The organism is Nitrobacter sp. NHB1, from assembly GCF_036964665.1.
Classification (GTDB): domain Bacteria; phylum Pseudomonadota; class Alphaproteobacteria; order Rhizobiales; family Xanthobacteraceae; genus Nitrobacter.
In genome coordinates, this window is the sequence record NZ_JBAMDA010000001.1 from 614,594 (window position 1) to 640,067 (window position 25,474).

At 61.8% G+C, this 25,474-nt stretch carries 26 protein-coding genes and 1 pseudogene; 18 read left to right on the forward strand and 9 right to left on the reverse strand.

Annotation, left to right across the window (positions count from 1 at the left end):
- Positions 1 to 35: 35 nt before the first annotated feature.
- Positions 36 to 206: pseudogene (locus V4R08_RS02965) on the reverse strand (polysaccharide deacetylase family protein); the annotation flags it as partial.
- Between the two features lie 79 nt (positions 207 to 285).
- Here V4R08_RS02965 and V4R08_RS02970 point away from each other — a divergent pair.
- The 3 genes from V4R08_RS02970 to V4R08_RS02980 all read left to right on the forward strand — a co-directional run bounded on the left by V4R08_RS02970 (position 286) and on the right by V4R08_RS02980 (position 2,475).
- Positions 286 to 666: a helix-turn-helix domain-containing protein gene (locus V4R08_RS02970; protein ID WP_335577969.1), complete on the forward strand. Its 381-nt coding sequence runs from the start codon at positions 286 to 288 to the stop codon at positions 664 to 666.
- Between the two features lie 93 nt (positions 667 to 759).
- Positions 760 to 1,578 carry an aldo/keto reductase gene (locus V4R08_RS02975; RefSeq protein ID WP_335577970.1) on the forward strand — a complete coding sequence of 273 codons (819 nt, stop codon included), beginning with the start codon at positions 760 to 762 and terminating at the stop codon, positions 1,576 to 1,578.
- Positions 1,579 to 1,677: 99 nt separating this feature from the next.
- Positions 1,678 to 2,475, forward strand: a complete 798-nt coding sequence (locus V4R08_RS02980) for a YdcF family protein (RefSeq protein ID WP_335577971.1) — start codon at positions 1,678 to 1,680, stop codon at positions 2,473 to 2,475.
- Between the two features lie 17 nt (positions 2,476 to 2,492).
- On the opposite strand, the gene V4R08_RS02985 is transcribed toward V4R08_RS02980, so the two are convergent.
- A complete protein-coding gene (locus tag V4R08_RS02985; protein ID WP_335577972.1) occupies positions 2,493 to 2,762 on the reverse strand; it encodes a DUF3253 domain-containing protein in 270 nt (89 codons plus the stop codon).
- Between the two features lie 312 nt (positions 2,763 to 3,074).
- Here V4R08_RS02985 and tolA point away from each other — a divergent pair, with 312 nt between their 5' ends.
- From tolA to V4R08_RS03015, 6 genes are all read left to right on the forward strand, one after another.
- Positions 3,075 to 3,875 carry a cell envelope integrity protein TolA gene (gene tolA, locus V4R08_RS02990; protein ID WP_335577973.1) on the forward strand — a complete coding sequence of 267 codons (801 nt, stop codon included), beginning with the start codon at positions 3,075 to 3,077 and terminating at the stop codon, positions 3,873 to 3,875.
- A gap of 91 nt (positions 3,876 to 3,966) precedes the next feature.
- The gene (locus V4R08_RS02995; RefSeq protein WP_335577974.1) at positions 3,967 to 4,623 is read left to right on the forward strand and encodes a glutathione S-transferase family protein; all 657 of its coding nucleotides are present in this window, start codon (positions 3,967 to 3,969) and stop codon (positions 4,621 to 4,623) included.
- Between the two features lie 89 nt (positions 4,624 to 4,712).
- Entirely contained in the window at positions 4,713 to 5,738 is a 1,026-nt protein-coding gene (locus V4R08_RS03000; protein WP_335577975.1) for an IS110 family RNA-guided transposase, read from the forward strand.
- A gap of 489 nt (positions 5,739 to 6,227) precedes the next feature.
- A complete protein-coding gene (locus V4R08_RS03005) occupies positions 6,228 to 6,431 on the forward strand; it encodes a hypothetical protein (protein ID WP_086008320.1) in 204 nt (67 codons plus the stop codon).
- A gap of 170 nt (positions 6,432 to 6,601) precedes the next feature.
- The gene (locus V4R08_RS03010) at positions 6,602 to 7,543 is read left to right on the forward strand and encodes a hypothetical protein (protein ID WP_335577976.1); all 942 of its coding nucleotides are present in this window, start codon (positions 6,602 to 6,604) and stop codon (positions 7,541 to 7,543) included.
- A gap of 51 nt (positions 7,544 to 7,594) precedes the next feature.
- A complete protein-coding gene (locus V4R08_RS03015) occupies positions 7,595 to 8,032 on the forward strand; it encodes a DUF1489 family protein (RefSeq protein ID WP_335580163.1) in 438 nt (145 codons plus the stop codon).
- Positions 8,033 to 8,052: 20 nt separating this feature from the next.
- On the opposite strand, the gene panC is transcribed toward V4R08_RS03015, so the two are convergent.
- On the reverse strand, positions 8,053 to 8,904 hold the full coding sequence (gene panC, locus V4R08_RS03020; protein WP_335577977.1) for a pantoate--beta-alanine ligase: 852 nt from the start codon (positions 8,902 to 8,904) through the stop codon (positions 8,053 to 8,055).
- Positions 8,905 to 9,105: 201 nt separating this feature from the next.
- Between panC and V4R08_RS03025 the strand changes: the two genes are divergently transcribed.
- Both V4R08_RS03025 and V4R08_RS03030 read left to right on the forward strand, forming a co-directional pair.
- Positions 9,106 to 9,882: a vWA domain-containing protein gene (locus V4R08_RS03025; RefSeq protein WP_335577978.1), complete on the forward strand. Its 777-nt coding sequence runs from the start codon at positions 9,106 to 9,108 to the stop codon at positions 9,880 to 9,882.
- 92 nt (positions 9,883 to 9,974) lie between these two features.
- Entirely contained in the window at positions 9,975 to 10,694 is a 720-nt protein-coding gene (locus V4R08_RS03030) for a DnaJ domain-containing protein (RefSeq protein WP_335577979.1), read from the forward strand.
- Between the two features lie 247 nt (positions 10,695 to 10,941).
- Here V4R08_RS03030 and V4R08_RS03035 read toward each other — a convergent pair whose 3' ends face one another.
- The gene (locus tag V4R08_RS03035; RefSeq protein ID WP_335577980.1) at positions 10,942 to 12,708 is read right to left on the reverse strand and encodes a serine hydrolase; all 1,767 of its coding nucleotides are present in this window, start codon (positions 12,706 to 12,708) and stop codon (positions 10,942 to 10,944) included.
- Positions 12,709 to 13,073: 365 nt separating this feature from the next.
- Here V4R08_RS03035 and V4R08_RS03040 point away from each other — a divergent pair, with 365 nt between their 5' ends.
- Positions 13,074 to 13,412, forward strand: a complete 339-nt coding sequence (locus V4R08_RS03040) for a phasin family protein (RefSeq protein WP_335577981.1) — start codon at positions 13,074 to 13,076, stop codon at positions 13,410 to 13,412.
- Positions 13,413 to 13,487: 75 nt separating this feature from the next.
- Here the strand turns inward: V4R08_RS03040 and V4R08_RS03045 are convergent, their stop codons facing one another.
- The gene (locus V4R08_RS03045) at positions 13,488 to 15,278 is read right to left on the reverse strand and encodes a TadE/TadG family type IV pilus assembly protein (RefSeq protein WP_335577982.1); all 1,791 of its coding nucleotides are present in this window, start codon (positions 15,276 to 15,278) and stop codon (positions 13,488 to 13,490) included.
- Positions 15,279 to 15,621: 343 nt separating this feature from the next.
- On the opposite strand from V4R08_RS03045, the gene clpS reads away from it, so the two are divergent.
- Positions 15,622 to 15,954 carry an ATP-dependent Clp protease adapter ClpS gene (gene clpS / locus V4R08_RS03050; RefSeq protein WP_335580164.1) on the forward strand — a complete coding sequence of 111 codons (333 nt, stop codon included), beginning with the start codon at positions 15,622 to 15,624 and terminating at the stop codon, positions 15,952 to 15,954.
- A gap of 235 nt (positions 15,955 to 16,189) precedes the next feature.
- Positions 16,190 to 18,586: an ATP-dependent Clp protease ATP-binding subunit ClpA gene (gene clpA / locus V4R08_RS03055; protein ID WP_335577983.1), complete on the forward strand. Its 2,397-nt coding sequence runs from the start codon at positions 16,190 to 16,192 to the stop codon at positions 18,584 to 18,586.
- A 242-nt stretch (positions 18,587 to 18,828) separates the two neighbouring features.
- On the opposite strand, the gene rplI is transcribed toward clpA, so the two are convergent.
- The 4 genes from rplI to rpsF all read right to left on the reverse strand — a co-directional run bounded on the left by rplI (position 18,829) and on the right by rpsF (position 21,431).
- Positions 18,829 to 19,443, reverse strand: a complete 615-nt coding sequence (rplI, locus tag V4R08_RS03060; protein ID WP_335577984.1) for a 50S ribosomal protein L9 — start codon at positions 19,441 to 19,443, stop codon at positions 18,829 to 18,831.
- A 42-nt stretch (positions 19,444 to 19,485) separates the two neighbouring features.
- Positions 19,486 to 20,472 (reverse strand): hypothetical protein, encoded by a 987-nt coding sequence (locus V4R08_RS03065; RefSeq protein WP_335577985.1) that lies wholly within the window; start codon positions 20,470 to 20,472, stop codon positions 19,486 to 19,488.
- Between the two features lie 267 nt (positions 20,473 to 20,739).
- Positions 20,740 to 20,979, reverse strand: coding sequence for a 30S ribosomal protein S18 (gene rpsR, locus V4R08_RS03070; protein WP_011510823.1), 240 nt, complete (start codon positions 20,977 to 20,979; stop codon positions 20,740 to 20,742).
- Between the two features lie 5 nt (positions 20,980 to 20,984).
- Positions 20,985 to 21,431, reverse strand: coding sequence for a 30S ribosomal protein S6 (gene rpsF, locus V4R08_RS03075; protein ID WP_335577986.1), 447 nt, complete (start codon positions 21,429 to 21,431; stop codon positions 20,985 to 20,987).
- Positions 21,432 to 21,816: 385 nt separating this feature from the next.
- Between rpsF and fabD the strand changes: the two genes are divergently transcribed.
- The 4 genes from fabD to fabF all read left to right on the forward strand — a co-directional run bounded on the left by fabD (position 21,817) and on the right by fabF (position 25,407).
- Complete coding sequence (gene fabD, locus V4R08_RS03080; RefSeq protein WP_335577987.1) at positions 21,817 to 22,776, forward strand: ACP S-malonyltransferase; 960 nt, start codon at positions 21,817 to 21,819, stop codon at positions 22,774 to 22,776.
- Between the two features lie 20 nt (positions 22,777 to 22,796).
- Positions 22,797 to 23,534, forward strand: coding sequence for a 3-oxoacyl-[acyl-carrier-protein] reductase (fabG, locus tag V4R08_RS03085; protein WP_335577988.1), 738 nt, complete (start codon positions 22,797 to 22,799; stop codon positions 23,532 to 23,534).
- Between the two features lie 273 nt (positions 23,535 to 23,807).
- Positions 23,808 to 24,047, forward strand: a complete 240-nt coding sequence (locus V4R08_RS03090) for an acyl carrier protein (protein ID WP_006610957.1) — start codon at positions 23,808 to 23,810, stop codon at positions 24,045 to 24,047.
- Positions 24,048 to 24,141: 94 nt separating this feature from the next.
- Positions 24,142 to 25,407, forward strand: coding sequence for a beta-ketoacyl-ACP synthase II (fabF, locus tag V4R08_RS03095; protein ID WP_335577989.1), 1,266 nt, complete (start codon positions 24,142 to 24,144; stop codon positions 25,405 to 25,407).
- Positions 25,408 to 25,474 lie beyond the last annotated feature (67 nt).

Below are 25,474 nucleotides of genomic sequence, written 5' to 3' on the forward strand. Positions count from 1 at the left end.
GATGAACGCAGCCTTAACCCTACGGTAATGGGCCGCTAGCGGATATTCGGGTTGTGGTCGGGGTTTACATGCTTGTCCGCGCCTTTCGGCTTCGGGACGACATGCACCACGCGATAGCCGTTGACGCGCAGGTATTTCAGGAAATCGGGCAGCATGGCAGCAGTTTGCACGCGGGTGTCGTGAAACAGGATGATGCCCTTCCACGCAGTCCGCCACGGCGATTGTCCTACTGTTCACCGTGTCTTAACGCACATCGCAGACCATCCACTTGAGTCGGGGATGGTCATGCAGCGCTTGCGTTTGAAAGCGGACGGACGAATCGTGGAAATCCGCGATGGGCGAGAGTTTCCGCTTGCGCCGTCCATGCCCGCCCCGAGTCCCGCTTCGGGCCATGTTGCAGGGTTTGCGCCGGCTACGGTATCTCCGCTCACAGTATCTCCGCTCACAGTGCCTCCGGTCACAGTACCTGAGGTCAGAAGCCTGCGTCGGCGGGCGCGTCTGACCCAGATTGAGTTCGCGGCGCGACTGGGCGTTCCCGTTGAAACCATCCGCAACTGGGAGCAGGGCAAGCGGGCGCCGCGAGGACCCGCGCGCGCGCTTCTAGCCGTCATTGCGCACGCGCCCGAAACCGTGTTCGCTGCTCTCGACGGACATATCGCCGGCTGAGCGCGTCGGCGTACTGCTTGGCGCGTTGTCGCAAACGGCATAATGTTCGCACAAAGGCTCAGTTTACTCTCGGCGCGATAGCCGGAGGTTGCGATGCGGTTCATTGAGGCCAGTGGCGCGCGCATTCCGGCCATCGGGCTGGGCACATGGGAGCTTCGCGGCCGGGCCTGCGCGCGTCTCGTCGAGCAGGCGCTCAGGTTCGGCTACCGCCATATCGACACCGCGCAGATGTATGAGAACGAACGCGAAGTCGGCGAAGGCCTGCGCGCGTCCGGCATCGGTCGTGACAATGTTTTCGTCACGACCAAGGTCTGGACCACGCATTTCGCGCCCAACGATCTCGAACGTTCCGTCAAGGAAAGTCTCAAGCAACTGCGCGTCGCGCAGATCGACCTGGTGTTGCTGCACTGGCCCAATCCGCGAATTCCGCTGGCTGAGACCTTGAGCGCGCTTGCCAACGTCAGGCGGCTCGGCATGGCGCGTCATATCGGCGTGTCGAATTTCACCGTCGCATTGATCGAGCAGGCGGTCGCTCTCTGTCCGGAGCCTCTGGTTTGCGATCAGGTCGAGTATCATCCGTATCTCGATCAGGCCAAGGTTCTGGATGCGTGCCGGCGCCACGACATGGCTTTGGTCGCCTATAGCCCCGTCGCCAAGGGGCGCATCAAGAACGATGAGACGCTGGCCCGGATCGGGGCCGCTCACGGCAAGACTGCGGCACAGGTTTGCCTGCGCTGGCTGGTTCAGCAAAACGTGGCGGCTATACCGCGGACGTCGCGAATAGAACGGCTGTCGGAAAATATCGATATTTTCGACTTCACGCTGACCGATGACGAGATGGCAATGATATCGGCGATGGGCAGCGCTAACGGACGCCTGACCGATTTCGGATTCGCTCCGAAATGGGATTAGCTCGCAGGCCGCGCGCGATGAGCCGCCTTTGTGCTCTGCCATTGATCTTGGTCTGGAGATCACGCATGCAGGGCGCATCTCTGCTTGCCGGTTGATTGCATGTTCTTCCTGCTCTCCAAAATAATCGGATTTATCGCACTGCCGTCGAACGCGATCGCGCTTGCCTGCGGTCTGGGCCTGTGTCTGCTGGTCATGAAGCGGCGGCGTGCCGGAACGGGTTTGCTGGCGGTAGGAGTGATGGCGCTGCTGATTTTCGGCTATTCGCCGCTCAGCAACGTGCTGCTCCTGACATTGTCGGAACGCTTTCCTGCATGGCATTTCGATGGCCGCGAGCCGGACGGAATCATCATCCTCGGCGGAGCCATCGAGACCGAACCCTCCGCCGCGCGGAAGGCCGTGGAAGTCAACGGAGCCGCTGAGCGGATCATCGGCGGGCTCGAATTGGCGCGGCGATTTCCAAAGGCGCGTATCGTTTACAGTAGCGGAACCGGGAATCTGTTCGCGAACTCCGTTGCCGAGGCGCCGATCGCTGGCCGTCTTTTCGAACGTTTGGGCATTGCGCCCGGGCGCATCGTGCTCGAAAGCGAGTCGCGGACCACCGATGAAAACGCACGCTTCACCCGCCGGTTGATCGCTCCGAAGCCCGGCGAGCGCTGGCTGCTGGTGACGTCCGCCTATCATATGCCGCGAGCGATCGGCGTGTTTCGCAAGGCTGGCTTCGATGTCGAAGCCTATCCGGTCGACTGGCGCACGAGGGGTTGGATCGATGCGTGGACGCCGTTCGACAGGCTGAGCGCGGGCCTTGCTCGCGCCGATACCGCCGTCCACGAATGGTGCGGCCTGCTGGCCTACCGGCTGACGGGACGGAGCGATGTGTTGTTTCCGGGACCGCGGTAGCGATAAAAAAAAGCCGTTCAGTCCAGCCGCGGCAGCCCCAGCCGGTATACGCCGCGGAAGTCCAGGGGATCGGCTGGTTTGCCTTTGCGATAGATCACAAGGCGCCCCGACTGTGCCAGTGCCACGGCCGCGCGCCGGATCGGCATCAGCAGGCGATGCCAGTCGGATTCAGCGGCAATCGCCTGTGCGAGTTCGGGAGCGCTCAGCGTCCTGGTGGTGTCGCGCGTCAGGACCTTGAGAATGTTTTCTTCGAGGGAGATCGTTGGCTGCGAATCTTGTGTGGTCATGGGCTGATGCCATGACGCAATGATAGTTGCCCTGCAAGAGCAATGGTTCAATACCGTGCGTCGATTCAAAATAGCTGCATACGAAACCGAGGCCGGCCGTTATGATGGCGGCACGGCTAACGTGGTGGTTCAGAAGTTCGCTTCATTCCCTCTGCAAGCGCTTCAAGCGAACTTCTGAACCTAAACCACACTAGAATCATAAGTTTGCTAGTGTTCTTTCGAATCCGAAGTTCGCTACGGAGGGCACAGCGCAGTTTGGCGAACTTCGGATTCGGGACACTAGCGCGGCTGACGAAAGAGATGGAATCGCAGGTGTTCATACGCTCGGCCGCTGCGTCGCTTGCCGGTCACATGGCGTTGGCGGTCGGTCTTGTTATGACCGAAGCGCATCCATTCGACTATGTCTCGCCCGAGCCGATTGCGGTCGATATCGTATCGTCGAAGGAGATTCCTTCCCCCGCGAAGGAGGCTCTCCCGGAACCGCAGCAAACATCCTCCACCGATGCGTTCGATAGTCCGGACGACAAGCCGCAGGCAGATACGGCAAATACGAAAGCGGCCATAGCGCCGGCGCAATCTACGCCGTCCGAGGCTTCGCCAGCTTCGGCGCCGTCGTCGTCGAGCGCTCCCATGCCGCCCGCCTCGAAGCAAGCGTCGCTCCAGCCTTCGACACAGCCGCATTCCGCACCGCCGCCATCGTACAACGCGCCGGAGCCCGATATCAGCGTCAAGTATGGCGTTTTGCTCGGTCTGCCGGCGAGTGGCATGGGCGACGGCAACGGTGCCGCGGAAGCCATCAAGGCGGATATTCCGGCGATGGATACCGCGCAGTTCCGGCGTCATCTCAAGACCTGTTCGAAGATGCCCGCATCCGTCTCGCCCGGCGACAACATTCGCATCGTGCTGCGCGTGCCGTTCACCACCGATGGCAAAATCGCCGCGCCGCCTGCCTTGATCGAAGCCAGTGCGTCGGCGAAGGGGCCGGCCTTGATGAAGGGCGCGATCGCGGCGCTGGTGGCGTGTCAGCCCTACGCGATGCTGCCGCCGGATAAATACGACGAGTGGAAGGTCCTCGATCTCAGCTTCACGCCGCGCGATTTCGTGGGCGGATAACTCAGGACGGCAGGCCGCTCGTGGCGGGTTTGCCATCGTGCGCCTGGCCGGCGCATTTTTAGCCAGTGTGCGGGCACAGGAGTGAATCGAAATGACGCTGACGCTCGTGATCGGGAACAAGAATTATTCGTCGTGGTCGATGCGGCCCTGGCTAGCGCTCAAGGCCAGCGGCATTGCATTCGAGGAGAGATTTATTCCCCTCTATACCGGCGCCGCCGACAAACAGCGCATCCTCGATGTAACTCCTGCCGGCAAAGTCCCGGCGCTGATCGATGGTGACGTGACGGTGTGGGATTCGCTGGCGATCATCGAATATCTCGCCGAGCGGTTTCCGGAGGCGGGTCTGTGGCCGGCGAATGCTGCCTGCCGCGCGCACGCGCGGTCGATCTCGGCGGAAATGCATTCCGGCTTTGCAGCGCTGCGGAGCGAGTGCGGGATGAACCTGCACCGGCCGGTCGGCGCGAAGGCGCTTTCCGATAATGCGGGCGCTGACATTGCCCGTATCCAGGAGCTTTGGACGGATTGCCGTCAGCAGTACGCGAAGGCCGGGCCGTTCCTGTTTGGATCCTTCAGTGCAGCCGATGCCATGTATGGGCCGGTGGTCCATCGCTTCCGGACCTATGCGATCGTCGTGACGCCGCCGGTGTGGGCCTACATGGATGCCATGATGTCGCTGCCGGCATTTCAGCAGTGGACCGAGCAGGGACTCGCGGAAACCCGCGTGATCGAGAAATTAGAAGCCGATTGAACACGATGACGTAATTGCGGTCGGCGCTCGCGGCACAAAAGCTCCGTTATCGTTGAACTCTCGCAATCAAATGATTCGGAGGAGCTGTCATGAAGCAATACGTCGGGCTGGACGTCTCGCAGAGAGAAACCGCAGTATGCGTGGTCAGCGAGACTGGGCAATTAATCTTCGAGGGAAAGGCCAAGTCTGATCCCGGCGATCTGACTAGGCTGCTTCGTAAACATGCGCCACTGGCGGAGCGCATTGGCTTTGAGACCGGTGCGATGGCGAGCTGGCTTTGGCACGAACTTCGGAGGGTCGAGCTTCCGGTCGTTTGCATTGATGCGCGGCATGCACACGCCGCCCTGTCGGTGCGTATGAACAAGAGCGATCAGAACGATGCGCGAGGTCTCGCTGAATTGGTGCGGGTCGGTTGGTATCGAGAAGTCAAAGTTAAAAGCGAGGAAAGCCAGAGGATCCGCTCGATACTCGTCGCGCGAGCCCGGCTCGTGTCCATGCGCCGGGATATCGAGAACCAGGTCCGCAGTCTGATCAAGGAATGCGGGTTGCTATTCCCCCGCGCCATCGGCCGACAGTTCCGCAATCAGGTCAGCGAGCTATTGGGTGAAGATCATCACCTCCTCAGCGTGATTGCGCCGCTCCTGTCGATTCATGAGCATATCTGTCAGCAGCAAAGCAAGTTCGACGACGATGTCCGCCGCTTGGCGAAGTCGGACGAGACGACGCGCCGCTTGATGACGGTGCCTGGTGTCGGCGTGGTGACCGCCCTAACATTCCGCCATACTATCGATGAACCGTCCCGCTTCCGATCGGCTTCCTCGGTCGGCGCCTATCTCGGCCTTACACCTCGGCGCAATCAATCTGGTGAGATTGACACTAGTGGCAAGATATCGCGATGGGGCGACCGGTTACTCCGAACTTACCTGTTCGAAGCAGCAACCGTTTTGCTTTATCGGACCAAAAAATGGTCCTCCCTCAAAGCCTGGGGAATGAAGCTTGCAAAACGGATCGGAATGAAAAAGGCGAAGGTCGCCATCGCCCGGAAGATCGCGGTGGTTCTCCACTGTATCTGGGTCGACGGCACGTCGTTCGATTGGGGCGCGAAGCCGGCCTGACGTATTTTGCAAGTTCCTGGCCCGGTCCGCCGGGTCGGCGATGTCCCGCTGGGACGGTCGTCGTGGTGACCTCGGTCAATCGGCTGGTGGCGGTTAGTCTGCACTCCGCTGAACACGTTGAGGCACCCGACCCGGACATCATCATGAGGCGCCTAGCGACCTCGGAAAGGACCATGACCCCAGTGCCGGCGTCGCAAGGAGGCTTGACAACATAAGGCAATTAAAGGGCCGCGTCCGGATGCCGGTTGGCAGGCAACACAGCCGGCCGGTCGCCGGTTCCGGTGCCGTGGTTGCATCCACAACCACCACTCTCGGAGTTCCATATTCAGCAACCGGAAATGCATTTACATGACTGGAAAACCTGCAAAATTGGTAATTCCGCCATGTCGTTTATGACTGGCCAAAAGCCTCGGCCGCGTGCTATACCCATCGAAAATCATGGCTAGCAGCACCGCGGGGGACCGCGGAGGCTGGCATTGCCATTGCGTGATGGAGAAGGCGTTGAAGCATAAATATCTCGTTGGAGAAACGGTCTATTTCACCGCGAGCAACGTGGCACGGCCGGCTGCGAGCGGCACTTACGAGGTGATCCGATTGCTTCCCACCGACGGCGACGACTGTCAGTACCGGATCAAGAATTCGGCGGAGGCTTTCGAGCGCGTCGCAAAGGAAAGTCAACTCGCCGCCGGCTAGGACAAGTCCGGCACAATCGAGCTAAAGCTTGCCCTGAAACCCTCCGAAACGGACCGGTCCAGACTGATTTTGCCGCATTCCCTGGTCATTGAATAACCGGGGAATCTGCATTCGCATTTGCCGATTGCGTTTTATGCTGGTCCCACTGTTCGGCATGAGGGACAACGCGCATGAACTGGGCGTGGGTGACATCACCCGATCAACTCTGGCATTCGCCGACATTCCCGATGTGGCTGACGCTGCTCGTAGCGGTATTCTTCGCGACCATTGTGCTCCTGACGCTGGCTCGCGCCGAAAAGTCGGTCGCGAACGGCGCCTTGACCGTTATCACATTGCTCGCGATCGCAGTCGCGGGGGTCGTCACCATTCGCGGATTCGGTCCGGATGGCGGTGAGGCGTTCGGGTCGAAAAACCTGCCCGCTCCGGTCAACGTCGCGATGCCGGCGTTGTCCTGCATCGACGGCCTTGCCGGCGACGTGGTCGAGGTCGCCTGCGAGAAGGCGTTGTTCGGTACGCCGGATGCGGCGGCCGCCGCCGTCTCCTATGCGGCTTCGGAAATCAGCCGATTGAGGTCGTTCGGCGATGTCGCCGCCGCCGACAGCGTCATGTCGCCGGAGTTGCAGGCGCTGCGGCGGGCGATCGAGCGTGATCGCTATGGTCTGGTCGCCCATGTGCTGCTCGCCCGCGATCACTGCCGGCCGTCGGACTGTGCCGCCTTCCAGTCGCTGACCGATCACAGCCAGGTTGCTGCCAACATGGAGGAGCGAAGCTACGAGAAGCTGGTGATGCGTTATGCGTCGTCGTGGAGCGCACCTGTGGCAACGACGGGCGCTGCGATGCCCGGTACGACGCCGATGCTGCCCCCGGAGCCGACGGGCAAACCGACAACCATGGACTTTCCGACGGCCGCATCCATCCCGCCGGTCAATATCATGACGCCCGAGCCGCCGACGGGCGCGGCAGCGCCGCCGCCGCCGCCGCGACCGCCGACCTCGCACACGGTTCCGAAGCCGCGTCCGGCGGCGGCCAGGAGGCCGCCGGCACCCAAACCGCACGCGGCGGCGCCCGTCCGCCTTACGCCGGAGCCATCGTCAGCGAGCGTGCAGAATTAGAGCGTTTTCGAGCGAATGCTGAAGCCGATCCATTCGAGAGCCGCCGCTGACATGCACCTCCATCTCGTCAAACTCGCCGTCGGCTGCGAATCCTTGAAGGAGTTCAGGAGCTGGATCGCCGAGCGCATGAAGCAGGCAAAAGGGAAAGGTCTGCCGCGCCACCATATCCACATCACCCGGATGACGCCGAAGCGCGCCGAAGAATTGCTCGCGGGCGGCTCGCTCTATTGGGTCATCAAAGGTGAAATCGCCGCCCGGGAGAAGCTGATCGGCATCGAGCCGTTCCGCGACGGCGACGGCATCGGCCGATGCCGTCTGGTCATGCAGCCGAAGGTGGTTGCTGTCAGGCCGCGTCCGATGCGTCCGTTTCAGGGCTGGCGCTATCTGTCTGCCGCCGATGCGCCGCCCGACCTCGGCAGCAATGCGGCGAGCGTTGCCGCGATGCCCGAGCCGATGCGGCGCGAGTTGCGCGATCTGGGGCTGCTGTAAAGGTAACAAACGAGGCGGGTTTAAACGCCGATATTGTCGATCAGACGCGTCGTTCCGATTTTTGCCGCCACCAGGAGCCGGACTGGTTCGTCCTTGATCGAGCGGACCGGAGCCAGCGTTTCAGCGTGACGCGCCTCGAAGTAATCCAGCGTGAAGCCCGCGTTCCCGATCGTTCTCGTCCCATCGGCCATGACGGCTTCGAGATCGCTGCCGTTGCGCAGCCGTTTGACGGCATCCTTCATGACGCGATGGAGCGTCGGCGCGACGGCGCGCTGCTCGGCCGACAGGTAGACGTTGCGCGACGACATCGCGAGTCCGTCGCGTTCGCGCACGATCGGAATCCCGATGACCTTGACGCCGAGATCGAGATCGGCGGCCATTCGCGTCACGACCTTGAGTTGCTGATAGTCCTTCTGGCCGAACAGGGCGACATCCGGCCGGCATTGCGCAAACAGCTTGCCGACGACGGTCGCGACTCCGCCGAAAAAATGCGGACGGAAACGATCTTCGAGACCTGCCGTCGCTGGCCCCTCAGTTAATATCCGGGTTGCGAAGTCCGGCGGATACATCGTGCCGACGTCCGGATTCCACACCAGATCGACGCGCGCCTCCGCGAGTTTGGCCATATCGGCCTTCCAGGTCCGCGGGTACGATCCGAAATCCTCATGCGGCGCGAACTGGGTCGGGTTGACGAAAATCGAGACAACAACCTTTGACGCGCGCCGCTTTGCCTGACGCATCAGCGCCAGATGCCCGTCGTGAAGCGCACCCATGGTGGGCACCAAAGCGATGGTTGCCCGGCGCGCCCGCAAACCCTCCAGGGCGCGGCGCAGCGAGGGAAGGGTGCGGGCAATAGCGGGGGCGCGTGGCATTGTTGTTCGGTGGATGGGTTTCGGGACGGGCCACTTTCGAGCCGCGGCGGAAAGCGGACCTTATCAAGCTCGATCCGGCATCGCCAACTGCCGCGGCCGGATTTTCCGGGCGACCGCGTTGTCGCCAGGGTTGAATAGTTCATGTATTGAATCATCGGTGGTTTGCGCCACATTGTGTCTTTCAATCGCTTGCGAGCATCGATGTCCCGCGATCCGGCGCCGCCGAAATTTCCCGCTAACCCGTCCGCCCGTCGGAGTACACCGTCCGGCGAAAATGTTCCGTTGCCTGACATAACGCCGTCGGCTTCGTCCGATATCGCCGCGTTCGTCGCCAAGGCGCGGGCGATGTCGCCCTCAGCTACGGGCAGTCATGGCAGGCTGGTGTTTGCACTCGACGCCACCATGAGCCGGCAGCCGACATGGGATATGGCCTGCTCACTCCAGGCCGACATGTTTCGCGAAGCCGCCGGCATCGGCAGCCTCGATATTCGCCTGGTCTACTATCGCGGACTCGGCGAATGCCGTTCCAGCGGCTGGATATCCGACAGCGCAAAGCTGGCAAGGTTGATGGGTGCCATCGATTGCCGTGGGGGCAATACTCAAATAGGCAAAGTTCTTTCACACGCGCGCAGCGAAGCGGTCGCATCGGGTATCAAGGCCGTCGTGTTCGTCGGTGACGCGATGGAAGAATCTGTCGACGAAATCTGCGCGACAGCCGGCGAGCTGGGGTTGCTGAAGGTTCCTGTGTTCATGTTCCAGGAAGGACATGATGCGGTTGCCGAGCGGGCGTTTCGTGAAATCGCGCGACTGACCGGCGGCGCCTGGTGCCGGTTCGATCCCGGCGCTGCGGCCCAGTTGCGTGAATTGCTTCGCGCCGCCGCGGCTTATGCGGCGGGCGGCCGGGGAGCCTTGCAACGGCTGTCGAGGACCGCTGCCGGTGCGACCCGGCTTTTGGGACAAATGAAACTAGCGCCATAATGCGCTTGTGCGAACATGGGTTCGCTCCGCGCTGCCGTGACCGCTGTCAACAATCGCTTTCGCCGGTTGCGCTGACATACTATCTATCCGCCATGCCGATCCTGATTGCTGGCCTCCTTGCATTCGTTTTTCTGTATTTGCTGCTTCAACTATTGCGGGCGGCAAACCCGGCCGTGCTGGCGCGAGCCGTCAGGCTCGCGGGCGGCATCGTAGCGCTCGCGGTGGCCGCATTTGTCGGCATCAAGGGAGAACTGGTGGTTGCGCTGCCGCTCGGGATTTTCGGCGCCGGCCTTTTGGGCTGGTCGCCGTCCGGCGGGTCGTTCTTGGGCAGACTTTTCGGCGCGCGGACACAGCCCTCGGCAGGAAAAACGTCCCAGGTGCGCTCGCAGTTTCTCGACATGATCCTGGATCACGACAGCGGCCGTCTCGGCGGACGGATTATTGCCGGGCCCTACGCGGGTCGCTCGCTTGACGATTTCGACCTGCCGCAGCTTGTCGCAATGATGACGAGCTTCGATGCCGAGAGCTGTGCGTTACTTGAAAGCTATCTGGACCGCAGGTTTCCCGCCTGGCGTCAGAACGCGCAAGGCGATCCGGCAGGGGGGCGAAGCCGCGCGGCGTCGGGCGGTAAAATGACGGACGAGGAGGCCTATCAGATCCTTGGCTTGCAGCCGGGGGCGGGCGGGGACGAGATCCGGCGCGCGCATCGAGGGCTCATGAAGAAACTGCATCCCGACCAGGGGGGGACGACGTACCTGGCGGCCCGTGTAAACGAGGCCAAGGACACTTTGCTTCGCACTCATCGCAGCTAACTCCAACGCAACCAAACGCTACACTGCGAGTCGCTTCTGCCTGTTTCTGTTCAACGCCCCGTTTTCGCCCGCCGTTATCCGGCGTGGCCGATCATTGTTTTCAACTGTATCCGCCAATTCTTGACGAGTGGTTTGCGTGGCGTGGGTTTTCGGCTGCGGAGATCACGCAGGCTCAGGCTCTGGCGTCGTCAAAACGAAATGGCCGGGTAAGGCCCGGCCATTTGAAAGTGCGACGCGAGCAGCGCGGTCAGTTTTTGATCGTGATGCAGGACATGTCCGAACGCTTCAGGGTGCGGCACACGGCTTCGGCCTCACTGCGGTCGAGGCCGGCGAAGCGGGCGCGGTACAGCTTCTTGTTGCCCTTGGCGACAGGTTCGGTGAAAGGATCGGCCTTGCGCAGCATGCCGCGGGCGCGGCCTCTCGCCGCATCGAGACGCTCGCGTGCCTCGCGCTCGGTTTCCAGCGCGCCGACCTGGATGATCCAGCCCGAATGCGATGCCACTGGCTTCACCGCGCCGTTTTGCTGAACAGCCTGCGGTAGAACCCTGGATGCGGAATCGGCATTTGCCATCCTCTGCGATGCCGGGGAGGGGACGCTGGAGGCCGGCAGCACGCCAAGGATGCCATGGCCGGTGCCGAAGTTGGCAGGCTGCGGCGGCATGTTGGCCCGCGCCACGACAGACCCCGAGGTTTCCGGTGCCCCGTCGCGAAGGGCTGCGGTGTTGCCGCCGATCGGCGGCAATGATGGCGCCGACCCGGCCGAGGCCAACCTGATCGATCCCGCCCTGACCTGTACCGTCTTCACCCGCACCGGCTTCATCGGTTCGGTAGAGCCGGGAACGATGTCGATCGGCGGGGTTTCGATGACGCCGCTCGTCAGGGGGGCGGGCTCGGGCCTGGGCCGTTTCGGCGGCAGCGCGGCGGTCGAGGCCGTTATCAGCGAGCGGGTCAGGTGAGCGGGACGTTCGGACGGCAGCGCGACCGGCTCGGCGGATGCTGCGACCTGAACGGCGCCGTCGACCTGCGTCATGCCTTTTGGCCGTGAGCGCGCCTGATCTTCGGCCACCTGCGCATTGGCGTCGGCCGTGCTGTTCTCGGTGATGGCGGCGACTGTGCGCCGCGTCGCGGCCTTGTCGAGATTGTCGGCCAGCAGCTTGCGCATGGTCGCATCGCGCGAACCGCTGCTGCGGCCTCCCATGACGACGCCGACCAGGTGGCGATTGCCGCGCCTCAGATTGGTGACGAGGTTGAAGCCGGAGGACCGGATATACCCGGTCTTGATGCCGTCGACGCCCTCGACGCTGCCTAGCAGATGGTTGTGGCCACGAATGGTGCGGCCGCGGAACTTGAACGAGGTCGTCGCGAAGTAGCGATAATAACGCGGGAACCGGTCCTGCAGCGCGCGGCCGAGCGTTGCCTGGTCCCGCGCGGTGGTGACCTGATCGTCGTCGGGAAGGCCCGATGCGTTGCGATAGACCGTCCGGGTCATGCCGAGTGCACGCGCCTTCCGCGTCATCGTTCTGGCGAAGTCATTTTCATCCCCGCCGAGCGCCTCGGCGATCACGACCGCCGCATCGTTCGCGGATTTCGTCACCAGGCCCTTGATGGCGTCTTCGACGCGGATGGTCTGACCGCTCCGCAGACCGAGCTTCGTCGGATCCTGCGCCGCCGCGTGCGCTGAGACCCGCATCTCGGTATCGAGACCGATCTTGCCCGCATCCAGACGCTCGAACAGCAGATAGAGCGTCATCATCTTGGTCAGCGATGCCGGATGACGAAGGCTGTCGGGATTGGTGGACGAAAGCGTCGCGCCGGAATTGGCATCCACTATGATCGAGGCGAACGGTGGATTGTAGCTGTACCGCACCTGTTGGTGTTGGCGATGGTGGTGGTGATGGTGACGGGCGCGGCGTGCGTCGGCGTGGTCGGTCGTGAAAACGACGGCGGCTATCGCCGCCAGTCCGATTGCGCCAGCTCGCATCACGCGCGAGGAAGCCAAGGTTGTGCGAAGCATGAACTCCCCCGTCCCCATTTCGACTTTAGTCACCGGTTCGTGAGGCAAAATTGTGCCCGACCGTCTGATCCGAACGTTCAGCGCGAACCGGTCTCCAGGCGAGGTGGCAGGTCAGGTTGCCGTTCTGGCTAAGAGGCTGGTTTCACCGTGTTTTTCTGATTTTCCACGGGAACGCTCACGATGCGGAAATCAGCCTAGGGGGCCGGAGTTTCCAAAAGGTTAAGCAACTCTTGATGGCACCTGCTGGATTTGCGTCGAATCGTGCGTTTGTGCGATGCAAAAATTCTTGCATTTTATTGTGCGGTGCACTATAACTTTCACGAAGGAGCCGGAAGCACCGGCTGGACCCGGGAGAGGAATCCATCATGATCAAGATCGAAGAAGTTCAGCAGCACGGAAAAGAGCAATTCGATGCCGCGGTCGCGGCGGCGGGCAGCCTCCAGAAGGGCGTCCAGGCCATCGCCATCGCCTTCGGCGACTACACGCGGAAGTCGTTTGAAGATGGCAACGCATTTACCGAGAAACTCGCCGGCGTGAAATCGCTCGACAAGGCCATCGAGGTGCAGACCGAATACGCCAAGACGGCCTACGAGACGTTCGTTGCGGAGTCGCAGAAGATCGGCGAACTCTACGCCGATCTCGCCAGACAGACCTACAAGCCGTTCGAGGACTTCGCCGCGAAGTTCGTTCCAGTCGCCCGCTGATATCGCAAGACTATCCTCAAATGAAAAAGCCCGGCCATCATCGGCCGGGCTTTTGTTGGTCGGAGCGCGCGGTCGTTACTTCGCGATGCGGAGCTGCGAGATTTGCGTGAGAATATTCTGAAATGCGCCGGCGGTCTGATTCGCAGAAGTGATCATTTGAAAATTGCCGTTGCTGGCGCAGTCCTGCAATACTTGCGACGTCGGATCCACGTTACCGATGTTGACTTGAACCGTGAAGATCGTAACGCCGGCGACTTTTGCGGCCTGACAGAGAGCTTCCTGGCGCGCGTCGATGCAGAGAACGTTGCCCGGAGAGCACGTGTATTGCGTGTTGCCGTTGCCATATGCAGGCCAGCGGTCCTGCGTATTCAGACCGTCTGACAACAGAACCAGATAGTCCTGGTAGATGTGGGTTGAGTCCTTGGCCGGCGCCTGAATCGGTCCATTGGTGGTGCTGAGGGATTGCCATCCCCACGCAAGCCCGATGGCCTGGTTGGTGCCGCCTGTCGGCTGCATGTTGCCAATCGCGGTCTTGAGGGTGCTCCAGTCATTGGTCATCGGCATGATTGGTTGAAGATACGGGTTGCTTCCTGTCTTGCAGTAGTTCGTTGACCCTTGCGTGTATTCCTGAGCGGGAAACAGCGACGAAGGCGTGTTGGTGTCGCCGGGGACTGCCGCCTCATTCTGGATATCGTAACTCTGGTCACGATCCATCACGCAGCCCGACCAGGTGTTATGGTTATTCGGCGTCCATTTTGCCGATCCCCATACGCCTGCTGTCCAGGTATAGTTTCCGCTGGTCCAAACGCCTGACTTCGACGTACACTGACTCTGGGTCGTGTATTTTGATTTCGAGCAGGTTCCGCCGGCGGTGCAGGCGCTCTGGGTCGTATAGCTTGAGTTCGAGCACGTGCCAGCGGAGGTGCAGGAACTCTTGGAAGAGTATCCACTGATGCTGCATGTACTTATTGCTACGCAAGCGGGCATCGTTTTGTAACTGCTGCCTGCGCTGCACGTACCATTGTTTTCGTCCCACGTATCGGGATTTGAGGTTCCGGTGGGACTGCTCCATTTGATGTAGCTCGACCCGACTACGCCATTGACATTCACGTCCTTCGCAAACGGAATGAGTGAAATATAGATGTCGCCGGTATTCTTGTTGTAGCCAGACAGCGTGTCGACCATGTCCTTCGCGGCGGATATCAGCGCCGACATCTTGCCGTTCTGTGCCATCGACCCGGTATTGTCCAACACCATCGCGACGCGCATCCGCGAGTTGCCCCACGTGGATGTAGAGCTTGTGCCGAAGTTGAGCTGCGGAAAGCCGACCACCTTCATGAAGTCGGTTTTGATGGCGCCGGTTCCGGAGGCGAGGATCGTCGCCGCCGCCGAAGACGTGCTCGGCGTGTAGGTCGCGTTCACGGTGACATTAAAAGCGTCGGCGTCATGATAAAGCGCCGAAAAATATCGTTGCGCGGCATCCGTGATCTGCTGCGACGTCATGGTCGGGTTAGCCGCCGCGTCCTTTGAGACCATCAGCACCGCCGAATCCATTGCCGCCTGCATCGACGAGCGCGCCGCATTCGCCCGCGTATAGTCGACGGCGGCGCCGACGAAGCCAAGCAACGGCAGGAGAGCGATCGCAAAAATCGGTGCGATATTACCCCGTAAATCTTGGCCGAAACGGACGGCCGAACTGGGAATCCGTTTGCGAATTGACGTACCAGACATGGCTGTCACCGATCCGTTGGTTTCAGCCGGCATTGCGAGCCGCAGGGCTAAACGGGTGGTAAAGTCGTCCTGAGAAAGCAGGTAAATAGCCGCATAAATTGAGGGGATACGCCTAAAGACTGCCGCCGTCGTCAACGGAGCCTAAACGGCCATATCCCACATTCTCTCAAGCCGGGAGACCCCCGTTAACCATCGGCTCGATGGCCGGACCGCGGCAGACGGTCGTTTCGGTAGCAATTTACGATCTTGCGAACAGCCGAATACGGACCCATACTTAAGCGACCAGACCAGCCGACGACCGACCTGGACAGGCGGCCGTGAAAACTTGCCTGGATTGATACGACCGTGGCTAATTGCCGCTGTCGTTCATCCTGCGGAGATATCGAACGCTTGAGCCATGTTGAAGCTGCCTGCCATTGAGACATCTGGAAGTTCCGTGCTGCTTATGGCGGATATCCGTTCATCTCCCGCACCGAGAATGAGTGACGATGAGGAGCGCACCGATAGGCGAGGCGATCCGGCCGCTTCGGTCATCACCAAAGTCAAACCGAAGACGAAGCGTCCGAATCTCTACCGCGTGCTGATATTGAATGACGATTACACTCCGATGGAGTTCGTCGTTCACGTCCTTGAGAAGTTCTTTCAGAAGGATGTGGAAGCCGCGACCGAGATCATGCTGCACGTCCACCATCACGGAATTGGCGAATGCGGTGTGTTCACCTATGAGATCGCCGAGACCAAAGTGACGCAGGTGATGGATTTTGCACGCAAGCATCAGCATCCACTGCAATGCGTGATGGAAAAAAAATAGCCGCATCGGTTCGGCCAAATCGGAAGGGAATTTTGCGGGTTACCGGATTTTGGCGGGCGCGAATCCGCGCGTGGCTGGTCCAAGCTTCTGTGCGATTCGGAACAGGGCGACGCAATTTCTGCGCTGAACCGGCCCTTCCCCTGGGATAGTGTATTACTATATTGTTGAAGAAGGTTGTTGTTGCCTGACCGGGCGATGGCGATCATGATGGGCAAGAGACTCTAGAGGACGCGGAATGCCAACTTTTTCTCAAAGCCTGGAACAATCCCTGCACCGGGCGCTCGCAATCGCGAACGAGCGGCATCATCAATATGCCACGCTTGAACACCTTTTGCTGTCGCTGGTCGACGATTCCGATGCGGCAGCGGTGATGCGGGCTTGCAGCGTCGATCTCGACAAGCTGCGCGGCAGCCTGGTGAACTATCTCGAAACCGAATTCGAGAATCTGGTGGCGGCGGACGCCACCGACGACGCCAAGCCAACGGCCGGTTTCCAGCGCGTGATCCAGCGTGCGGTGATCCACGTGCAATCGTCCGGCCGCGAAGAGGTAACGGGCGCCAACGTGCTGATCGCGATCTTCGCGGAGCGCGAAAGCCATGCTGCCTACTTCCTGCAGGAGCAGGATATGACGCGCTACGACGCGGTGAATTACATCAGCCATGGCATTGCCAAGCGTCCCGGCGTCTCCGAAGCGCGTCCGGCGCGCGGGGTCGACGAGGAGACCGAATCGAAGAGCGGCGACGACGCCAAGAAGAAGGGCGACGCGCTCGATACCTACTGCGTCAACCTGAATAAGAAGGCGCGAGACGGCAAGATCGACCCGGTGATCGGGCGAAACGCCGAGATCAACAGAGCGATTCAGGTGTTGTGCCGCCGGCAGAAGAACAATCCGCTCTTTGTCGGCGATGCCGGCGTCGGCAAGACCGCGATCGCGGAAGGGCTGGCCAAACGCATCGTCGACAGCGAAGTTCCCGAGGTGCTGTCGGCCTCAACCGTTTTCTCGCTCGATATGGGGACGCTGCTGGCCGGCACCCGCTATCGCGGCGATTTCGAGGAGCGGTTGAAGCAGGTGCTCAAGGAACTCGAAGCGCACCCGAATGCTGTCCTGTTCATTGATGAGATTCACACCGTGATCGGGGCAGGCGCGACCTCCGGCGGCGCGATGGACGCGTCCAATCTGCTCAAGCCGGCGCTGGCGTCGGGAACGATCCGCTGCATGGGTTCGACCACCTACAAGGAATACCGGCAGCACTTCGAGAAGGATCGCGCGCTGGTGCGCCGGTTCCAGAAGATCGATGTCAACGAGCCGTCGGTCGAGGATGCCATCGCCATCCTGAAGGGGCTCAAGCCGTATTTCGAGGACTACCACAAGCTGAAATACACCAACGACGCTATCGAGGCGGCGGTGCAGTTGTCGTCGCGCTATATTCACGACCGCAAGCTGCCCGACAAGGCGATCGACGTGATCGACGAGTCCGGCGCGGCGCAGATGCTGGTTGCCGAGAACAGGCGCAAAAAGACGATCGGCATCAAGGAAATCGAGACCACGATCGCGGCCATGGCTCGGATACCGCCCAAGAGCATGTCGAAGGACGATGCCGAGGTCCTCAAGCATCTCGAGCAGACGCTCAAGCGCGTCGTGTTCGGCCAGGATCTCGCGATCGAAGCCCTGACGGCGGCGATCAAGCTCGCGCGCGCCGGCTTGCGCGAGCCGGAAAAGCCGATCGGCTCCTACCTGTTCTCCGGCCCGACCGGCGTCGGCAAGACCGAGGTTGCGAAGCAACTCGCGGCGGCGATGGGCGTCGAACTGCTGCGCTTCGATATGTCCGAATACATGGAGCGGCACACCGTTTCGCGGCTGATCGGCGCGCCTCCGGGCTATGTCGGTTTCGATCAGGGCGGCCTGCTGACCGACGGCGTCGATCAGCATCCGCATTGCGTGGTGTTGCTCGACGAAATCGAGAAGGCGCACCCCGATGTCTACAATGTGCTGCTGCAGATCATGGATCACGGCCGGCTCACCGATCACCACGGCAAGCAGGTCAACTTCCGTAACGTGATCCTGATCATGACCACCAATGCGGGCGCGTCCGACATGGCCAAGGCTGCGTTCGGCTTCACGCGCAGCAAGCGGGAAGGGGATGATCACGAAGCGATCAACCGCCAGTTCTCGCCTGAATTCCGCAACCGGCTCGATGCCACCGTCTCGTTCAGCCATCTCAGCACGGACGTCATCGGCATGGTGGTCGAGAAGTTCGTGCTTCAGCTCGAAGCCCAGCTTGCGGATCGCTTTGTGACGATCGAACTCTCCGAGCCGGCCAAGACCTGGCTGGTCCAGCATGGCTATGACGAGCAGATGGGCGCCCGGCCGATGGCGCGGGTGATCCAGGAGCACATCAAGAAGCCGCTGGCAGACGAAGTGCTGTTCGGCAAACTCAAGGGCGGTGGCCATGTCCGCGTCGTTCTGGTCAAGGACGAAGCGGTCGCCGGCGTCGATCTCGAAAAGATCGGTTTCGAATTCCTCGAGGGGCCGGTCACACCCAAGCCAGAGAAGCTTCCGGGTGCCCGCAGGCGGCCCCCGCCACGCAAGCCGAAGTCCGGCGGTATCTCGAAGGAACCGCTCAAGGTCTAAGGGAACCGCAAAAAAATCAAACGGCCGGCACTTCAGGTGCCGGCCGTTTTGCTTTGTGGACATGTACGGTCGCTGGAGCGGGCCGGATGTCGGAATCGGATCAGGATAGCGTTTTCAAGCGAGGCACGTCCTCGGGCCTATCCGAGGATGAATCCAGGGTCGCGTGAAGAAAACGCGTCAAATCCCCGCTTCTGATGACATCAGAAGCAAAAAGGTTCAGAGCGTCGCTCGCGACGCCGGATTCACTTCTCCTCGGCGTTCTGCTCGCTCTCGCTCTCGGCTTCGGCGAAGTCGTCGGGCTCCGCTTCCGGATCGAAGAATTCGCCGGCGGCGGCGATCGCTTCCGCCGCGGCATCGCGATCCTCCCGACGGGTGCTGATATCCTCGCCGCGCTTGATGCGCTCGGCTTCGTCGGCGCTGCGGGCGATGGTTACCATGATATGGGCCTCCACCTCCGGATGGACCGCGACCGTCAGCTTCTGCTGACCGATCGTCTTGATCGGCGCATCAAGCCAGACCTGCGGGCGGCTGACGGTGATGCCCTCCGCAGCCAGCGAGGCCACGATGTCGCGTACCGTGACCGAGCCAAATAGCTGACCGGTTTCGGACGCCTGGCGGATGATGACGATGTCGCGGCCGTCGATCTTCTCGGCGACCGTGGCGGCTTCGCCCTTGGCCTTGATATTATTGACTTCAAGTTCGGCTTTCATGCCGTCGTATTTGGTTCGATTCTCGGCGGTCGCACGCAGGGCCTTGCCGCGTTTGAGAAGGAAGTTGCGGGCGAAACCGTCCTTGACCTTCACGACATCGCCCATCTGGCCAAGCTTGGCCACGCGTTCCAGAAGAATGATTTCCATGTTCGGTCCCCTTGTTCGGTGTTGAGCGGGTTTGTGTTGAATTCACGATTTGGGTGCGAGCGGCGGAGGCGTGTGCCGTTGCAGGTAGCGTTGGCGAATTCCAAAAATTACGTCGGCGATGCCGATGCCGATCACCGTGATGACGGGCCAGACGAACACCAGGACGACGGCGTAGACGGAGGCCAGCCACAGCCCACGGTTCCGCAGTGTGAGCGTGATCGTGTGCAGCACGGCGAAACCCACGAGCGCATACGCCATCATCAGACACGCGGTGAGGATCTGGGCCAGGATGGCCGGCAGTCCGCCGATGAAGCAAAGCGCCAGCGCCACGGTCGTCGCAACCAGCGCCATTGGCGGGAGCGTCGTTGTTTTCATGTCGGGCCAGGGGCGTCGCAGCCGGCCGGAGGTGGCGGTGACTTTGGCCGCGAGCCACATATTGAGCGTCAGCGTCGTCATCGCGATCGTTGCGGCGGCAGCGGGAGCGATGGCCACAAACGCATCGACGACTTCCGAGGTGCGATCGCGTGACGCGGCATCCTGCACATTGACGATGTGCTGCAATCCGCGGCGCAGCGTATCCGTGATCGTCGATGCGTCGGAACCGAGCGTGAGCAGCGCGGCGGTCGTGGTCAGGGCGGCGAAGCACGCGATCCAGATCAGAATGCGTCCGAGTGGATACCAGTCGACCGGCGGCGGTCCGGGCGGCGCCACACCGGTGCCGTGTGACGGCGGATCGTCCGTGACAGGGCGGCCGAGCAGGACCAGGTGCCCGAGCCACCACGCCGGTAGTGCGACTGTCAACACGAAGGCGGCGGAATAGGACGGGCCGAAGATGCCGCCGAGACCGGCGCCGGCCAGAGCGCCGCCGATTGCCGCGCAGGTCGGTCCCCATCCCATCGCCGCGACCATCAGCGGCAGCGGGGCCAGATAGAACAGCAGCAGCGAGACGAGCGCTCCCGAAATGATCGAGGCGAACATCAGCGCCGAGGCGCAGCCGGCTGCTGCTGCGATGAGGAGGTTTCTGATCATCAGCTGTCCCGCTCCTTTCGAGCGGTTAGAGGTCCTTTTAGAACCCCAACCATCGGCGACCGGGCGATCCGGAAGCCTTATGAAAAAAGATGACGGGCGGCGGGAGTGAATGCCGTCGCCAATCGCCGAATTAGAGCGTTTTCGAGCGAAACATGTCCTCGGGCTGGACCCGAGGAGGGGTACCGGTTCGCGTGAAGAAAACGCGTTAAATCAAAATCTTGGAGCCCCGCTTCTGATTCCGTCAGAAGCGGTAAAGGCTCTAAGGCTCTAGCGGATGACGTAAGGAAGCAGGCCGAGGAAGCGCGCACGCTTGACGGCGCGCGCGAGTTCGCGCTGCTTCTTGGCGGACACTGCGGTGATGCGGCTCGGCACGATCTTGCCGCGCTCCGAGATGTAACGCATCAGCAGCTTGGAGTCCTTGTAATCGATTTTCGGCGCATTCGCACCCGTGAACGGGCAGGTCTTGCGGCGGCGGAAAAACGGACGGCGTGCACCTGCATCAGCCATGATTCTTACTCCCCAACCACTGCGGTGGCTTCCTCGCGCGGCCGACGGGGAGGACCGCGGTCACCACGGAAGCCGCCTTCGCGGTCGCCACGGAAACCGCCGCCGCGGTCGTCGCGCTCACGGTCGCGATCGGCCTTGCGCATCATCGCGGACGGGCCTTCCTCGTGTTCCTCGACGCGGATGGAGAGATAGCGGATGACGTCTTCGTGGATGCGTTCCTGGCGCTCGATCTCGCTGACCACGGTGGCGGGCCCGTCGATGTTGAGCAGCACGAAATGCGCCTTGCGGTTCTTCTTCATGCGATAGGTGAGCGAGCGTACGCCCCAGTTCTCGGTCTTGGTGACCTTGCCGCCCAATCCCGTGATCACACCGGTGATCTGGTTTGTCAGCTCTTCGACCTGCTGGGAACTCGCGTCCTGACGCGCGAGAAAGACATGCTCATAGAGAGGCATGGGTGTCCTTTCCTAAAGTTGGCGCAGACCTCGGCGGCAAGCCCTTCGAGACCTTCGGAAAGGACTCGGGATAAGCTCAGAAGGCGGAAGCACGGGACGACGGACCGACGGGCCCTGCCGCATCAATATCGCCTGACAGGTGAAATTGCTGAGACCGTCCGTTCAGCTCCCGGCCGGGATCCACGGATGGCGCGGGTTATACGGATTTTCAGGCCGGTTGCAAGAGCAGGCGCCGGCCGCGCGGTTTCGGCCCGTCGAAGCTGTCAATCCGGCCGCGCCAGGCGGATCAGGGACGGCACGACCGTAGCTGACGGGGTTCCTGCGCCCTTCTTGACATCATCCGGCGCGCGGTGTCTCTCCGCCCGGGGTTTCAAGGGGCGGACGCATGACAGCGGCATTTACCTTTCCGGGGCAGGGTTCCCAGACCGTGGGTATGGGCAAGGCGCTGGCGGACGCTTTTCCGGTCGCGAAAGCCGTTTTCGACGAGGTGGATGCCGCTCTCGGCGAAAAACTGACCGCCATTATCTGGGGCGGTCCCGCTGAAACCCTGCAATTGACCGAGAACGCCCAGCCGGCATTGATGGCGGTCTCCATCGCCACGCTCCGCGTGCTCGAGGCCGAGGCCGGATTTTCCGTGGCCCGCGATGCCGCCTTCGTGGCCGGGCATTCGCTCGGGGAATACTCCGCGCTGGCGGCCGCGGGAAGCCTGAGCATCGCCGATACGGCGCGCCTGCTGCGGACACGCGGTCTCGCCATGCAAAAGGCGGTTCCGGTCGGCGTCGGCGCGATGGCCGCGCTGCTCGGCCTCGATTACGAGATCGCGGTGGCGGTTGCCGACGAAGCCGCGCAGGGTCAGGTCTGCCAGGCCGCGAACGACAATGGCGGCGGGCAGGTTGTCGTGTCCGGCGATAAGGCGGCGGTCGATCGTGCGGTCGAGATCGCAAAGACCAGGGGCGCCAGGCGCGCGATGCTGCTGCCGGTATCGGCGCCGTTTCATTGCAAGCTGATGCAACCCGCGGCGGATGTCATGGCGAAGGCGCTGGCTGACGTGACGATCAACACGCCGGCCGCGCCGGTCGTGTCCAACGTGCTGGCCGCGCCGATCACGGACCCGGACGAGATCCGCCGCCGCCTGGTCGAGCAGGTCACAGGGACCGTACGCTGGCGTGAGTCGGTGGCCTACATGGCAGGACATGGCGTGACGCGCTTTTTCGAGATCGGAGCCGGCAAGGTCCTGAGTGGGCTGGTCAAGCGCATTGCGGATGGCGCTGTTGGCGTCGCCGTCGGCGGACCGAACGACATCGCGCCGGCCAGGGAAGCGCTGGCTGCCGCGCAGCCGGCGTAAGCGAGACGGGGGAGAGTACGATGTTCGATTTGACCGGCAGGACCGCGCTCGTGACCGGCGCAACCGGCGGCATCGGAGGCGCCATTGCGAAGGCGCTGCATGCGCAGGGAGCGACGGTCGCAATTTCCGGCACCCGGCGCGAGGTGCTGGAGGCACTGGCGGGCACGCTTGGCGAGCGCGTCCATGTGCTGCCCTGCAACCTGTCCGATACGGTGGAGGTCGAGGCGTTGGTGCCCGATGCCGAGAAGGCGATGGGGCAAGTCGATATCCTCGTCGCCAATGCCGGCGTCACCCGTGACAATCTGTTCGTGCAATTGCGCGATGAGGATTGGGACGATGTCATCCGGATCAATCTGACCGCGACGTTCCGTCTGGCGCGCGCCGCGACCAAGTTGATGATGCGCAAGCGCTTCGGCCGCATCATCGCGATCACCTCGGTGGTCGGCGTGACCGGCAATCCGGGCCAGGGCAACTACACCGCGTCGAAGGCGGGGCTGATCGGCATGATCAAGACGCTGGGCGCGGAATATGCGAAGCGCGGTGTAACGGCCAACTGCATTGCACCCGGATTTATCGCGACGCCGATGACCGACGCGCTGAACGACAAGCAGCGTGAGTCGATTTTGACGAAAGTCCCGGCGGCGCGTCTTGGGACGCCGGCGGATATCGCGGCGGCGGCGGTTTATCTGAGCTCGAACGAAGCAGCTTACGTGACAGGACAAACGATTCACGTCAATGGCGGAATGGCAATGATTTGAGGGGCTTTGGGCCCGTCCGCCGGGCCTTGTGGTCAAGGCTTTCGATGTGTGATAACCGAACGAACAACGGGCGGGCGAAGAACGCCATTGCAGGAATTTGAAACCCTGTATATTGGCGGTGCGGAGGCTGCCGTCGTTTGCCGGTCCGCACCCGCTCAAAGCGGAACAGACCGATTCTACACGACTGCTATAGCGACAGGAACTTAGCGAGTTAGTGCTCCACGCTGGCTCGTTCTGCGGTCGGGTCCAATTGAACAAACGCGAGGTTTAATGATGAGCGAGATTGGCGAGCGGGTTAAGAAGATCGTGGTCGAGCACCTTGGCGTAGAGCCCGAGAAAGTCGTCGATAATGCCAGCTTCATCGACGATCTTGGCGCCGACAGTCTCGACACCGTCGAACTCGTGATGGCCTTCGAGGAAGAGTTTGGCTGCGAAATTCCCGACGACGCGGCAGAGACGATTCTGACCGTTGGCGATGCCACCAAGTTTCTCGAGAAGAACGCGAAAAGCTGACGCTCTCGTGCGGTCTTGATGAAGCCGGACGGACCGTGATCGAACGGTCCACCGGCTTTTCCTTATGGCTGGCAAGGAGGCTGGAGTTTTTCATATGAGGCGCGTCGTCGTCACGGGTATAGGCATGGTGTCGCCGCTTGGCTGCGGCGTCGAGCCAACCTGGAAACGCATCCTCGCCGGCGAGAGCGGCGCGAAGCAGATCGAGACGTTCGACGTTGCCGACTTGCCGAGCCGAATCGCCTGCGTCGTTCCGCGCGGCGACGGGACCGACGGAACCTTCAATCCCGACCAGTGGATGGAGCCGAAGGACCAGCGCAAGGTCGACGATTTCATCATCTTTGCGATGTGCGCCGCCACGCAGGCGCTCGACGATGCGAACTGGCATCCGGCGACCGAAGAGGATCGTTGCGCGACCGGAACCATGATCGGTTCCGGCATCGGCGGCTTGTCGGGAATCGCCGACACCGCGGTTCTTATGAAGGAGCGGGGAGCGCGCAAGGTGTCGCCGTTCTTCATTCCGGGACGCCTGATCAATCTCGCGTCGGGTTACGTGTCGATCAAACACGGATTGAAGGGACCGAACCATGCTGTGGTCACGGCCTGTTCGACCGGTGCGCATGCGATCGGCGATGCCAGCCGCCTGATCGGGCTCGGCGACGCCGATGTGATGGTGGCGGGCGGTGCGGAGTCGCCGGTCTGCCGCATCGGCATGGCGGGCTTCTGCGCGGCGCGCGCGCTGTCCACCGGCTTCAACGACACGCCGCAGAAAGCCTCGCGTCCCTACGACAAGAATCGCGACGGCTTCGTGATGGGAGAGGGTGCGGGTATCGTTGTGCTTGAGGAGTACGAGCATGCACGCCGGCGCGGCGCGAGAATCTATGCCGAGGTGACAGGTTATGGCCTGTCGGGGGATGCCTATCACATCACCTCGCCGTCGCCCGACGGCGACGGTGCGTTTCGCAGCATGACCGCGGCGATGAAGCGTGCAGGCGTATCACCGTCGGATATCGACTATATCAACGCCCACGGCACATCCACTCAGGTCGGCGATGAAATCGAACTGGGTGCAGTCGAGCGCCTGCTGGGCAACGCCGCATCGAGAACGTCGATGTCGTCGACCAAATCGTCGATCGGCCATCTGCTGGGCGCCGCCGGGGCTGTCGAAGCGATTTTCAGTATCCTTGCGATTCGCGACAACGTCGCGCCGCCGACGATCAACCTCGATGATCCCTCCGTGGAAACCGCGATCGATCTGGTCCCGCACAAGGCACGGAACCGGGAGATCAATGTGGTGCTGTCGAATTCGTTCGGTTTCGGCGGCACCAACGCGTCCGTTGTCATGCGGCGTGTGGCCGATTAACGCGTGACGGGAGTAAATCCACCGTTTCGCCGCATTCGATGATAAATCCTAGTAGCGGGCGTAAGCT